This window comes from Arthrobacter woluwensis, assembly GCF_900105345.1.
Classification (GTDB): domain Bacteria; phylum Actinomycetota; class Actinomycetes; order Actinomycetales; family Micrococcaceae; genus Arthrobacter_E; species Arthrobacter_E woluwensis.
The window spans coordinates 2,483,901-2,496,450 of the sequence record NZ_FNSN01000003.1 but is presented as its reverse complement, the minus strand read 5'-3'; the positions used below and the strand labels follow the sequence as shown (position 1 = coordinate 2,496,450).

13 protein-coding genes are annotated in these 12,550 nt (G+C 68.5%); 11 read left to right on the top strand and 2 right to left on the bottom strand.

All coding sequences use genetic code 11. The features are described 5' to 3' along the window. Nucleotides 1-95 precede the first annotated feature (95 nt). The 5 genes from BLV63_RS12040 to BLV63_RS12020 are packed head-to-tail and all read left to right on the top strand — an operon-like array spanning nt 96 to nt 6,203. Nucleotides 96-1,391 carry a hypothetical protein gene (locus BLV63_RS12040; protein WP_066215565.1) on the top strand — a complete coding sequence of 432 codons (1,296 nt, stop codon included), beginning with the start codon at nt 96-98 and terminating at the stop codon, nt 1,389-1,391. Between the two features lie 2 nt (nt 1,392-1,393). Continuing rightward, a complete protein-coding gene (locus tag BLV63_RS12035; protein WP_066215563.1) occupies nt 1,394-3,022 on the top strand; it encodes an amidohydrolase in 1,629 nt (542 codons plus the stop codon). Nucleotides 3,023-3,026: 4 nt separating this feature from the next. Further along, a complete protein-coding gene (locus tag BLV63_RS12030; RefSeq protein ID WP_066215561.1) occupies nt 3,027-4,208 on the top strand; it encodes a serine hydrolase domain-containing protein in 1,182 nt (393 codons plus the stop codon). A gap of 59 nt (nt 4,209-4,267) precedes the next feature. Then, entirely contained in the window at nt 4,268-4,927 is a 660-nt protein-coding gene (locus BLV63_RS12025) for a GntR family transcriptional regulator (RefSeq protein WP_066215559.1), read from the top strand. 49 nt (nt 4,928-4,976) lie between these two features. Next, the gene (locus tag BLV63_RS12020; protein ID WP_066215556.1) at nt 4,977-6,203 is read left to right on the top strand and encodes an amidohydrolase family protein; all 1,227 of its coding nucleotides are present in this window, start codon (nt 4,977-4,979) and stop codon (nt 6,201-6,203) included. A 126-nt stretch (nt 6,204-6,329) separates the two neighbouring features. Here BLV63_RS12020 and BLV63_RS12015 read toward each other — a convergent pair whose 3' ends face one another. Next, on the bottom strand, nt 6,330-6,971 hold the full coding sequence (locus BLV63_RS12015; RefSeq protein ID WP_066215553.1) for a hypothetical protein: 642 nt from the start codon (nt 6,969-6,971) through the stop codon (nt 6,330-6,332). Nucleotides 6,972-7,080: 109 nt separating this feature from the next. On the opposite strand from BLV63_RS12015, the gene gcvH reads away from it, so the two are divergent. The 6 genes from gcvH to BLV63_RS11985 all read left to right on the top strand — a co-directional run bounded on the left by gcvH (nt 7,081) and on the right by BLV63_RS11985 (nt 11,607). After that, entirely contained in the window at nt 7,081-7,467 is a 387-nt protein-coding gene (gene gcvH, locus BLV63_RS12010) for a glycine cleavage system protein GcvH (protein ID WP_066215551.1), read from the top strand. A gap of 122 nt (nt 7,468-7,589) precedes the next feature. Next, a complete protein-coding gene (locus BLV63_RS12005) occupies nt 7,590-8,069 on the top strand; it encodes an FHA domain-containing protein (protein WP_066215548.1) in 480 nt (159 codons plus the stop codon). A gap of 13 nt (nt 8,070-8,082) precedes the next feature. Beyond that, nucleotides 8,083-8,811 carry a transcriptional regulator FtsR gene (gene ftsR / locus BLV63_RS12000; RefSeq protein WP_066215545.1) on the top strand — a complete coding sequence of 243 codons (729 nt, stop codon included), beginning with the start codon at nt 8,083-8,085 and terminating at the stop codon, nt 8,809-8,811. After that, nucleotides 8,811-9,368 carry a bifunctional nuclease family protein gene (locus BLV63_RS11995; RefSeq protein ID WP_066215542.1) on the top strand — a complete coding sequence of 186 codons (558 nt, stop codon included), beginning with the start codon at nt 8,811-8,813 and terminating at the stop codon, nt 9,366-9,368. Before ftsR ends, BLV63_RS11995 begins: the two co-directional genes overlap by 1 nt. Before the next feature lie 328 nt (nt 9,369-9,696). After that, nucleotides 9,697-10,767 carry an IS110 family RNA-guided transposase gene (locus BLV63_RS11990; RefSeq protein WP_074784266.1) on the top strand — a complete coding sequence of 357 codons (1,071 nt, stop codon included), beginning with the start codon at nt 9,697-9,699 and terminating at the stop codon, nt 10,765-10,767. A 249-nt stretch (nt 10,768-11,016) separates the two neighbouring features. After that, on the top strand, nt 11,017-11,607 hold the full coding sequence (locus BLV63_RS11985; RefSeq protein WP_066215540.1) for a MerR family transcriptional regulator: 591 nt from the start codon (nt 11,017-11,019) through the stop codon (nt 11,605-11,607). Nucleotides 11,608-11,739: 132 nt separating this feature from the next. Here BLV63_RS11985 and BLV63_RS11980 read toward each other — a convergent pair whose 3' ends face one another. Then, the gene (locus BLV63_RS11980; protein WP_066215537.1) at nt 11,740-12,510 is read right to left on the bottom strand and encodes a ParA family protein; all 771 of its coding nucleotides are present in this window, start codon (nt 12,508-12,510) and stop codon (nt 11,740-11,742) included. Nucleotides 12,511-12,550 lie beyond the last annotated feature (40 nt).

The window sequence follows — 12,550 nt, the reverse complement described above, 5'->3', positions numbered from 1 at the left end:
ACTCATAAACGAATGCTATTCGTTTATTGCGGTGGACCTCCCATCCCCGCCCGTCCCGGACCCGGCACTGGCGCCGGTGTCCCGCCTGGAGCACCATGACCCACCCCCGACCCACCACGCGCATCCCCTTGCGCCTCGGCAACGCCTCGGCGACCTTCGCCATCGCGGTAGCCGGTTACCTCGGCGTCAATCTCTCGCCCTACATGATCAGCGCCCTCGAGACCTCGGTGGGCGTGGACTTCATCACCGCCGGATGGATCGTCACCGGAGTTCTGCTCGCCACCGCCGTCGCGGGCCTCCTGGTGGCCCCGCTGTGCGCCGGGCCCCGCCGACTCCTCGTGGCCCGCGCCGGACTGGCGCTCGCAGTGCTCGCTTTCGGCGCCGCGGCCCTGGTTCCCGCGCCCGCCGTGATCATCCCCGGCCTTCTGCTGGGAGGCGTGGGCGCCGGCGGTGCGGTGGCCGCCTCGGGCGCCGCGTTCGCGGCCTTCACCAACCCCGATCGGGTGGCCGGCCTGAACGGGCTCGTCAACCGCGGCGTGATCACGGTCGTGCTCGCGGTCGTCCCGGTCCTCGGCCTGGCCCCCGTGAACGTCTTCGGAGCGCTGGCCCTGTTCTCCCTCATCGGACTCGTGCTGAGCGTCTGGCTGCCCGGCGCGCCCGTCTCCGGGGGCGGGGTCGGCGCGGCGGTCGCCGAAGCCGTTCCGCTCGAGATCCCCGCGACCGAGTCCCTCCCGCTCATCCGCCCGGCGGTTCCCGCAGGATCGCGGGCCGTCACCCTCGCCGGCTGGGCGCTGCTCGTCACCTTCGCCCTGTGGGCCGTCAGCGAGGATTCCCTCTGGGCCATGGGTGGCGTGGTGGGTGGCGCCGTGGCCGGTGTGACCCCGGAAGGGCTGGGCATCGCGCTCAGCGGAGCGACCGCCGGCGGGCTGATCGGCTCCCTCCTCCTCATGATCGTGGGGGACCGGCTCGGGCGGGCCGTCCCGCTGGCCATCCTGCTCGTGCTGGGCAGCGGCCTCAAGATCTGCTCCTCGCTTGTCAGCGATCCCACGGCCTTCATCATCATCTTCATCGCCTGGAACACCGTGTACGCCGTGGCGTTCATGTTCTTCGTCGCCACCGCCGCCGCACTGGACGCCGACGGCCGCTGGTCCGGCCCCCTGCTGGCCGTGTACCTCGTGGGTTCCAGCCTGACCCCCGTGATCGGGGCCGGACTCGTCGACGCCCTCGGTCACCACGGCTTCACTCTGCTCCTCGGAGTGGCCAGTCTGCTCCTGGCGGTTCCCGCCGTCGCGGTGGCACGGCTCTCCACGCGCCAGGCCGCCCCTGCCGCCCACCTCGCGCCCGGCGCGGACCGTCATACCCTCGCACACACCGAACCCCAGGAGGCCTGAGAATGGCACGCACGCTCTACCACAACGCCTTGATCTTCACCGCGAACGGCGAAGACGGCGAGGAATGGGCCCAGGCCCTCGTCGTCGACGACGCCCGGATCGCCTTCGCCGGCTCCGAGGACGACGCGCGCGCCGCCGCAGAGGGCGCGGACACCGTGGACCTCGGCGGCCGCCTGGTGGTCCCCGGCTTCGTGGACGCCCACACCCACCTCCTCATGACGGGCGAGGCCCTCGGCAAGGTCGAACTCACCGACGCCCGCAGCCTGCAGGAGATCCAGAACCGGCTGCGCGCCGCCCGGGAGGCCGAGCCGGCGAAGGCCCGGGTGCTGGGGCGCGGATGGCTGTTCGACTCGGTGCCCGGCGGCGAGCCGACCGCCGCGATGATCGACGCCGCGGTCGCGGACGTGCCGGTCTACCTCGACGCGAACGACTACCACTCCTGCTGGGTCAACACCGCCGCGCTGGCGGAGCTGGGGATCACACGCGAGACCCCGGACCCCATCGGCGGCCGCATCGAGCGGGACGCCGAAGGGAACGCCACCGGCATGCTCTACGAGACGGCTGCTCAGCACTTCGTCTGGACCCACCTCGCCTCGGTCACGAGCGACGCGGAACGCGACGCCGCGATCGACCGCACCTTCGAGGCGTACCTCGGCGCCGGGGTCACGGGCGCCGTGGACATGGCCCTCGACGAGGTGTCCCTCGCGACCCTCGAGCGCGCCGTCGAACGCCACGGTGGAGCGCTCCCGCTCCGCGTCGCCGCCCACTGGTTCATCGACAACACGGGGGACGACGCGCAGAACATCGCCCAAGTGGAACGTGCCGCCGAACTCGCCGCGCGGCTGACCAACCCGTCCCTGCGGGTGGTCGGGGTCAAGTTCATCATCGACGGCGTGATCGACGCCTGCACCGCGGCCATGAACAAGCCCTACGCCGATCACTCCAACGCCGAGCCGATCTGGCCGCTGGAACGCCTCAAGCCGGCGCTCGCGGCGGCAGATGCCGCCGGACTCCAGGCAGCCCTCCACGCGATCGGCGACGCCGCGAGCGACATCGCCTTGGACGCGATCGAGCACGCCATCGAGGTCAACGGGGACCGCCCGCGGCGGCACCGGATCGAGCACCTGGAGTACGCGGCCCCCGGCACGGCCCGGCGCATGGCCGAGCTGGGCGTGATCGCCTCGATGCAGCCGGTCCACACCGACGCGGCCGTCCGGGCGAACTGGGACGCCATGCTCGGCGATGACCGGGTCAACCGCGGCTTCGCCTGGCCCGAGTACGAGGAAGCGGGCGCGCTGCTCGCGTTCTCGACCGACGCGCCCACCGCGCCCTACGGCGCCTTCCCGAATCTCTATGTGGCGACGACCCGCAAATCCGCACTGGACGCGTCCTATGACGCCGTGCAGCCGGAGCTCGCGCTGCCGCTGGCCCGGGCGCTGGGCCATGCGACGCGCGACGCCGCCGCTTCGGTGGGCGACGGCGCGACCCACGGCCGCCTGGCCGAGGGCTACGCAGCGGACTTCGTCGTGGTCGATGTCAACCCCTTCGACGAGGGAGACGAGTCTCTGCTCAAGACCAGCGTGGTGGAGACGGTCGTCGCCGGCCGCAGCGTCTACACGGCGGGGGAGTGACCCCATGAGCGTGGAGAGCGGGACGAGGATGCCGGCAAGCGCCGTCACCGTCGCCGACTGGCAGGACCCGGCGAACCTGCGCTGGTCCTTCCAGCACATGGACACCTTGTTCCCGACGCACACCATCCGGCCCGGCGCCGCCGTGGTCCTGGAGGAACGTCCGCAGGATCTGTCCGGTCTGGCCGTCACCCTGCCAGACGGCGCCGGCTCCACGGTGAGGACCATCCTGGACTCCACGGACACGGACGCCTGGCTCGTGCTGCACGGGCGGACGGTCATCGCGGAACAGTACTCCGGCGCCATGACACCGCAGACCCGGCACCTGCTCATGTCCGTGAGCAAGTCGCTCGTGTCCTCGGTCATCGGCGCTCTGGCGGCCCGGGGATCCCTGGACATCGAGCGGACAGTGGGGGAGTACGTGCCGGAACTCCGGGCCGCAGGCTATGGCGGGGCGCGGCTCCGCGACCTCCTGGACATGCGCAGTGGCATCCGCTTCTCCGAGGAGTACCTCGACCCGGCCTCCGAGGTGCGGGCGCTGGACGAATCGGTGGGCTGGGCGCCGCGGCGCCCGGGCGGCCCCGCCTCGCTGAAGGAATTCCTCGCGACGCTGGAACAAGGACGGGAACATGGCGGGCACTTCGAGTACCGCAGCTGTGAGACGGACGTCCTGGGCTGGGTGTGCGAAGCGGCCGGCGGGAAGCCTTTCGCGGAGCTCGCCACAGAGCTGCTGTGGAGCCGTCTGGGCGCCGCCGACCCCGCGTTCATCACGGTGGACTCCGAGGGCACCGGGATGTTCGACGGCGGCATCTGCGCGACCCTGCGCGATCTGGCCTGTTTCGGCGCCATGATCCGGGACGGCGGGCTGGCGCTCACCGGGGACCGGGTGCTGCCGGCCGAGTGGGTCGACGACATCTTCGCGGGCGGTCCGGATTCCACGGAGGCGTTCGCCGCGGGTCCTGAAGCCGAGCACACTCCGGGCGGGCGGTACAGGAGCCAGTTCTGGTTCCTGGATGGCCGCCCGGATGTGGCGTTCTGCCTCGGGATCCACGGCCAGATGGTCTACATCAACCGCACCACGGGGGTGGTCGGGGTGAAGTTCTCCAGCTCCGCCCTCCCCGTCGATCCGGTCAAAGGACCGGCGGCGGCCGCGATGTTCGACGCGATCAGCGCCCACCTGGCGTCCTGACCACGACATTCCCTCTTTGGTATTCCAAAAACGGATGTTCGTGGTGTGATAATGGGGGAATGTCCAACACGGAGATTTTCGAGCCGGAGTCCCTCCGCGTGACCCGTCAGATCCGCGACGAGATTCTCGACGGCGTGCGCCTGCCCGGCAGCAAGCTCGTGGAACGGGATCTGGCCCAGGAACTGGGGGTCAGCCGTCTCCCGGTCCGCGAAGCGCTGCGGACGCTCGTGTCCGAGGGCCTCGTGACGCCGCGGCCCCGCACCTGGGCCGTGGTCCGGGAGTTCTCCGCGTCCGACGTCGTCGACCTCAACGAGGTGCAGGCGGCGTTCGAGTCCCTGACGTTCACGCTGGCCGCCCAGCGGCACAACCGTGAGGGGCTGCGGCGGCTCAAGGACGCGCTGGACCGCGAGTTCCAGGCGGCCGAGGCGGGCGACGCCGTGCGCGCCCGCCGCTCCGGCGCCGATTTCCACGAGATCGTCACATCGCTGGCGGGCAATGAGCTGCTCAACGAGCTCCAGGGCATCCTGAGCAGCCGGATCCGCTGGCTCATGGGCCAGCACGACGATCTCATCCGGGTGGCGGAAGAGCATGCGGCGCTCTACGAGGCGATCGCCGACCGCGACGTCGCCCGCACCCAGGTCCTGATCGGCCAGCACATGGTCAGCAGCCGCAGCCAGGCCATCGCGAAGCAGGCCTCGTCCGCGGACTCCCACGCCTGACCCTGCACGCCTGACCCTGCACTCCTGATCACCGCGTCGAAAGGCGACCATGCTCCTCCGCAACGTCCGACCCTGGGGCGGCGCCGCCTCTGATGTGCTCCTTGACGGCGAGCTGATCGCCGCCGTCCGCCTGCACGAGCCCGACGCGGACGCGGAAGCCGGGCACGACGTCGTCGACGGTCGCGGACGCCTGCTGCTGCCCGCCTTCAGCGACGTCCACGTGCACCTGGACTCGACCCGGATCGGGCTGCCGTTCCGGGAGCACACCGGCCGCCCGGGCGTCTGGGGCATGATGAGTAACGACCGGGAGAACTGGCGCTCGGCCGAAATCCCGCTCAGGGAGCGCGTGGCCGGGACGCTCGAGCGCATGATCGGACGGGGCACCACACGGGTCCGGTCCTTCGCCCAGGTGGACGTCGACACGGGCCTCGAGAAGTACGAGGCCGTGGTGGCCGCGAAGGAGAAATTCGCGGGGCAGGCTGAGGTTCAGATCATGGTCTTCCCGCAAGCGGGCATCCTCCTGGAGGAGGGCACTCCGGAACTGCTCGAGGAGGCCTTGCGTCAGGGCGCCGACGTCATGGGCGGGATCGACCCGTGTCAGCTGGACCGGGATCCGGTCCGTCACCTGGACATCGTCTTCGGGCTGGCGGAGAAGTACCAGGTGGAGGTGGACGTCCACCTCCACGAGCCCACCGATCTCGCGATCTTCAGCACCGAGCTGATCATGGAACGGACCCAGGCGCTCGGGATGCAGGGCAAGGTCAATCTGTCCCACGCGTACACGCTAGGCGGCTCCTCCGAGGCGACGACCCGTTCCCTCATCGAACGCATGGCGGAGCTGGACATCTCGCTCACGACCGTGGCCCCCGCCGCTGCCGGGCAGCTTCCCCTCCAGGACCTCGCGGCCGCCGGGGTGCGCGTCGGACTGGGGGAGGACGGCCAGCGGGACTACTGGAGCCCGTACGGCAACTGCGATCTGCTGGACCGCACCTGGCAGCTCGCCTTCACCCGCGGCTTCCGGGCCGACCGGCTGGTGGAACACGCGGTCGCCGTCGCCACACGGGGTGGAGCGAGCATCATGGACCACTCCCTGGCCCGGCTGGCGAGCGTCGACGACCGTCCCGGCCTCGACGTCGGTGACCGTGCCGACGTCGTGCTGGTCGACGGCGAGACCGTGACGAGTGCCGTGATGGACCGCGGCAGTGACCGCACCGTGCTGCACCGCGGCCGCGTGGTCGCGGACCAGTACCGGGTCGAGGGTGGCAGCGGCTACTGACCGCACTGACTGCGCGAGGCTCTGACCCCCCGGCGCCCTGACCTGTTGCGGCCGCGAACACGACGACGGCCCCCGCACCTGAGGTGCGGGGGCCGTCGTCGTGGTCGGCGCCTTCTGCTTCGCTCTCTACGGCTCCTGCCGGCGCTCCTGGGCCTGCTGGGCCTTGGCGGCGGCGCGGGCCGCCTCCTTCTCCTCGAGCAGCCGCTGCTTCTCCACGGCCTTGTACAGCTTCGCCTGCCGGCCGCGGCGCCGCCAGAGCTTCCACAGCACCAAGGCCACGATGAAGAGGACCGCGCCGATGATGGCGCCGATCCCGCTCCACAGCGGGAACCACGTGGGCCCGGTGCCGATGATGCGCTGGGCGTTGTGCGCGGCATTGGAAGTGCCCCAGGCGATGCCCGCGGTCAGGAGGTTCGGCGTGGAGACGGCCACGGCGATCACCAGGATCACGGCCTTCCAGGGCCAGGTGATCTTCTTGTGAGTGGCCTGCCAGGCGATCCACAGGGAGAGGAAGGTCAGGATCAGGCCATATCCCAGTCCGAGGAAGACTCCGCCGGAGCCGGGTCCTGCCTGCCCGTTGATGTTCTTGGCCCATTCCACCGGGACGACGGCGGCCGCGATGAAGTACGCGATCACCGCCACTGCCAGGAGGATGGTGCCGAGGATGATCCAGGTGAGGGTCCTGGATTTCCCGGCGGATGAGGATCGGGGTGCCTGTCCCTGCCCTGACGTGGGCGGAGGCGTGATGGAGCCGCTCTGTTCACTCATGGGATCATCATGGCACGTGCCCGGCCACTGAGGCTTGTAATGTGCCTATACTTTCAGCGTCGGTTGCCGTGATCCAGGCGACCACCAGAATCAGACGAAAGGCCAGGCGATGAGCAACATCCCCGCAGAGCTGTCCTACACCGCCGAACACGAATGGGTTGCGAGCACGGAGCAGGACGGTGTGGTGCGAGTCGGCATCACCGATTTCGCCCAGGACGCGCTCGGCGATGTCGTGTACGCACAGGTGCCCGAGGCCGGGACCGCCGTGACCGCCAACGACGTCGTCGGCGAGGTGGAGTCCACCAAGAGCGTCAGCGACATCTACGCCCCGGTGTCGGGTGAGATCGTGGCCCGCAACGAGTCCCTGGATGCCGATCCGGCGCTCATCAACTCCGATCCGTACGGCGCCGGCTGGCTTTTCGAGGTCCGCATCGCCGGTGCCGACGAACTGTCGGGCCTGCTCAGCGCCGAAGCGTACGGTCAGCAGGTAGGCTAGAAAGCAGTTGTCCGTGCTGTCCGGGACGACTGGTCCCGGACAGCACGCACCGTTCCCGGATCCATCACCGGAGGATCCGGGAAAGAACCCCCGCCGAGGCGAGAAGAGTGAGGAGCCGCCCGATGTCTGAACAACCATCGGTCCCCGTCGAACCCGCAGACGAAGCCGCATTTGAGGGCGAGTCCACGGACACCACCTCGGTGTACCTTCCGGTCCTTTCCGACGTGGTGCCGGCCGACCCGAAACTGGGTCCGGAGGACATCGCGTCCATCGCGGCCCTGCCGCACGGATCCGCTCTGCTGATCGCGCACCACGGCCCGAACGCCGGGGCACGCTTCCTGCTGGACACGGACCGCGTGACCGTCGGGCGTCACCCCGACGCCGAGATCTTCCTGGATGACGTCACCGTCTCGCGCAAGCACGCCGAATTCGTGCGCACCCCCGCGGGCTACGAACTGGTCGACACCGGCAGCCTGAACGGCAGCTACGTCAACCACGACCGTGTGGACCGGGTGCTGCTCAAGAGCGGAGTGGAAGTCCAGATCGGCAAGTTCCGTCTGAACTACTACCCGAGCCCGGCACGCCCGGCCGGCCAGGACTGAGGCGCCGCGCAACGTGGCACTTGCACAGTCCGGCCGGCGCCAAGGCGCCCCCGTCGTCCTGAACATCGGAGAAGTCCTCGCTCAGCTGAACGAGGACTTTCCCGGTATTTCCGCCTCCAAGATCCGTTTCCTGGAGGAGAAGGGGCTCATCACGCCCCAGCGGACCCCTGCCGGTTACCGCCAGTACAGTGAGGCCGACGTCGAGCGCCTGCGCTTCGTCCTGGCCCTGCAGCGGGATCAGTACCTGCCGCTCAAGGTGATCCGCGACTACCTCGACGCCATCGACCGCGGGGAGCGTCCGGACAACCTGCCGGGCGGCATGAAGCTCTCGCCCAAGCTGGTGTCCGAGGATCCCGCCGAAGCACTGCGCGGCCGCTCACGATTGCTGAGTGAGTCCCAGCTGCGCGCCGAGTCCGGAGCCAGTGTGCGCCTGGTCAAGGAACTCCTGGATTACGGGATCATCACCCACGAAGGCGGGCAGTTCGACGAGTACGCCCTTCAGGTGACCGTGAGCTGCGCCCGTCTGGAAGCTCAGGGCCTGGAACCCCGGCACCTGCGGCCCGTGCTGGCCGCCGCCGAACGCGAGTTCGCGCTGATCGAGCGGGCCGTTGCCCCGCTGGCGTCGCGGAAGGACTCGGGCTCCCGCGCCCGCACCGCCGACGCCGCCCGCGAGCTGAGTGGTCTGCTCCAGGACCTTCACCAGGCCGTCATCCAAGGCCAGATCTCCCGATTGGAGAAGTGATGATCGAGGTCGAGGTGGTCGGCGTCCGGATCGAGCTTCCGGGCAACCAGCCTCTGGTGCTCCTCAAGGAGACCAAGGGGGAGCGGCATGTCCCCATCTGGATCGGTCCGCCGGAGGCCAGTGCCATCGCCCTCGCACAGCAAGGCGTGGTGCCGCCTCGTCCGCTCACCCATGACCTCATGCTGGATGTCATCCAGGCCCTTGGCCGTTCCCTGGTGTCCGTGACGATCGTGAGCGTGGAGGACTCGGTCTTCTACGCCCAGTTGCAGTTCGACGACGGCACCAGCGTCAGTTCCCGGGCTTCCGACGCGCTGGCGCTGGCTCTCCGCAGCCACTGCCGGATCTGGTGCGCCGAGCAGGTCCTGGACGATGCGGGAGTCCTCATCGAGATCCAGGACGAGGACGCCGAGGTGGCCCGCCCCGCCGGTGGCCACGAGGACGACGAGCCGGACGAGGCCTCGGCGAGTGCCGCGCCGGCCACCGCCGAGCAGGAGCAGGAACTCCGTCAGTTCCGCGAGTTCCTCAATGGCGTGGAACCCGAGGATTTCGAGCCCTGAGTCGCGTTCCGGGCCATCCCGGACCCGCTGTGAGTCTTGGAGCGGCTGGTCTGGGACCGGCTGGCAGGGTTGATGCTGGTCGCTTCACCTGGCCCGTGACTCACCGAACCCACGGCCCCGCAAGGTGCCTTGTTAAGGACTTGTCCAGGCCTCGTGAGGCGGCCGGCGTTAGCTCGGTCCGCTCCGGTGGCTTGATTAGAAGCTTGCCCAACCCCGGCGGGGTTGTGGCCCCTCACAGAGTTGCCTCGAAGCGATCTTTCCCGGGACCAGCGCCGGTCGAACAGCGGCCGTTCAGCGTCGGTTCTTCCTAGAAAGGTAGGTAGCGGGATTGACTGTCATCGCGCAAACCCGTTCGTTTGTGATCGGCGTGGATTGCCACGCACGTACACATACTTTGGCCATCATCGACACCGGGACGAGAGAATGCCTCGGTTCTGAAAAGTTCCCCACCACTGAGGCCGGTATGTCTCGGGCCCTGAACTGGGCAGCGCGTCGCACCGGCGGCGACATGGAGACGTTGTGGGTCATCGAGGGAATCGGAACCTATGGCGCCGGCCTGGCCCGAGTTGTGGACGCAGCAGGGTACCCGGTCGTGGAAGCACCTCGAATGAGCTCGCGAGCAAGGCATGGCATCGGCAAGTCCGATGCCTTGGATGCTGTCGCAATTGCCTCTGCAGTCTTGGGGCTCGACGAGTCTGGGCTTCGCTGGCCGCGCCAGGACACTGGTCCTCGCGCCGCACTCCGGACTCTCGGCACAGCCAGGGACCACTTAGGACGTGAACGAACCATGAACGTCAACGCTCTCACTGCGCTCCTTCGGGTCTATGACCTGGGTATGGATGCACGGAAACCGCTCACTGGCCCACAAATCAGCACGGTTTCCCGCTGGCGAGAACGCCAGGAACCCCTTGAAGTTCTCATTGCAAGAGAAGAAGCCGTCCGCCTCGCACGGCGTGTTCAGGACATTGACGCCGAATTGCGTGCGAACCAGGCACGCATGAACGAACTCATCAAAGACAGCCCTGCAGCACCGCTCCTGGAAATCACCGGCGTCGGGGTGGTGACCGCGGCCATGATCCTCACCGCCTGGTCACATCCAGGCAGGGTCCGGTCCGAAGCAGCTTTCGCTGCCCTAGCCGGCGTGAGCCCGATCCCAGCATCGTCAGGCAACACCACCAGGCATCGCCTTAATCGCGGCGGAGACCGGCAACTGAACAGAGCACTACACACCATCGCAATGGTCCGAATGACCTACGACCTCGAAACACGTACCTACGTCGAAAAACGACGCGCAGAAGGCCGCACCAAACGAGAGATCCGGCGCAACATCAAACGCTATCTCGCCCGACACCTCTACCGCCTACTGAACACCCTCCATGCGACACCAATCCCCAGTTGACAGACATAGAAGCGTCCTTAAGCTTCAAGTTCAGCGTTAAAGTTTCGACACGGCACGAAAAAGCGCCGAACGTCTTTGACCTGGGGGCCTCGCGGCCCTAACGTCGAAGTATCAGGTTCCCATTGCCACCCGGCATCGAGCCGTTCACACTGGAAGCAGGGGCCGCCCCAGGGCGGTGTGACTTCCCGTGTGAGCAGAGCCGCCGGTCCGGCGCTTCGCACCCCGGGAACCCTTGAAGAGGAGGAAGACGTGAGTCCGAAAGGCGACGCGGGCAAGCGCCAGCACGCAGGCGCACCCATTGCCCCCGCTGCGGGCGCCCAGGGGCTGCTGTTCAGCGAGGACCTGCCGCTCCTGGACGAGGACGCCGGCTACCGCGGTCCCACCGCTTGCAAGGCGGCCGGGATCACCTACCGTCAGCTGGACTACTGGGCCCGCACCGGTCTCGTCGAGCCGACGGTGCGCGGCGCGGCCGGTTCCGGCTCCCAGCGCCTGTACAGCTTCCGGGACATCCTGGTGCTCAAGGTGGTCAAGCGTCTCCTGGACACCGGTGTCTCCCTCCAGCAGATCCGTTCCGCCGTGGAGCACCTGCGGGAACGCGGCGTCGAGGACCTCGCCCAGATCACGCTCATGAGCGACGGCGCCAGCGTCTACGAATGCACGTCCGCCGATGAAGTGATCGACCTGGTCCAGGGCGGCCAGGGCGTGTTCGGCATCGCCGTGGGCCGTGTCTGGCGTGAGGTGGAAGGCACGCTGGCCGAGCTGCCGAGCGAGCACGCACTCTCCCAGGACTTCCCCGAGGACGAGCTCAGCCGTCGTCGGGCCCAAAAGAAGATCAGCTGAGAAGAAGATCAGCTGATCCCTTCCCGGAAACGTTGAAGGCCGGTCCGTCTCTGACGGGCCGGCCTTCGCTGTCTGCTGTGCGGTTCTTGCCGTGCTCTCGGGCTGCCCGCGGCCTCGTGACCGCGGCCGGTGTCAGGCCTTGCGGATGGCCGCGAGAAGCTGATCGTAGACGGCCGCGACACCCTTGGCCGAGTCGCCCGGCCACTGGTGCACGGCGTGCGCTGCGCCCTGGATCTGCTGCCAGTTCGCCAGTTCCGGCACCACCGGCTCCAGGAGCAGGGGACCGAACATGGAACGCATCTCATCCAGGCGGTACATGTGCTCGCTCGACCCGAGCCGGACACGGTTGGCCACGATCCCCGCGGGGTTGAGGCGGGGGGAGAACTCGCGACGGAACATGTCGATGGCACGCAGCGTCCGCTCGGTGCCCGCGACGGAGAACAGGCCGGGCTCGGCGACGAGGACGACGTCGTCGCTGGCGTTCCAGGCCATCCGTGTCAGGCCATTCAGGGACGGCGGGCAGTCGATGAGCACCAGATCGTAGCCGGTGACGGGTTCCAGCAGCTGCCGGAGACGGCGCAGGTCGCGACGGCCCAGGTCCGGACGATCGTAGATGCCCGAGTACGCGGAGCCGATGGCCACGTCCAGGGTGCCGTTTCCGTCGGCCCAGGAGCTCGGCGTCAGGTGGTCCGCCAGACGGGCGCGCCGTGAGGTCTTCAGGAGCCTGCCGATGTCCGTGACCCGGCCGGCACTCGTTCCGAGGGCGGTGGAGGCGTCGGCATGGGGATCGAGGTCCACCACGAGGGTGGGGACACCTGCGGCCAGTGCAGCGGATGCCAATCCCGTGGTGACTGAGGTCTTGCCCACTCCACCTTTGAGACTGCTGACGCTTACGACTCGCACTTCTGAACCCACACCCCTGTAACTCGACACTTGGTGTTCT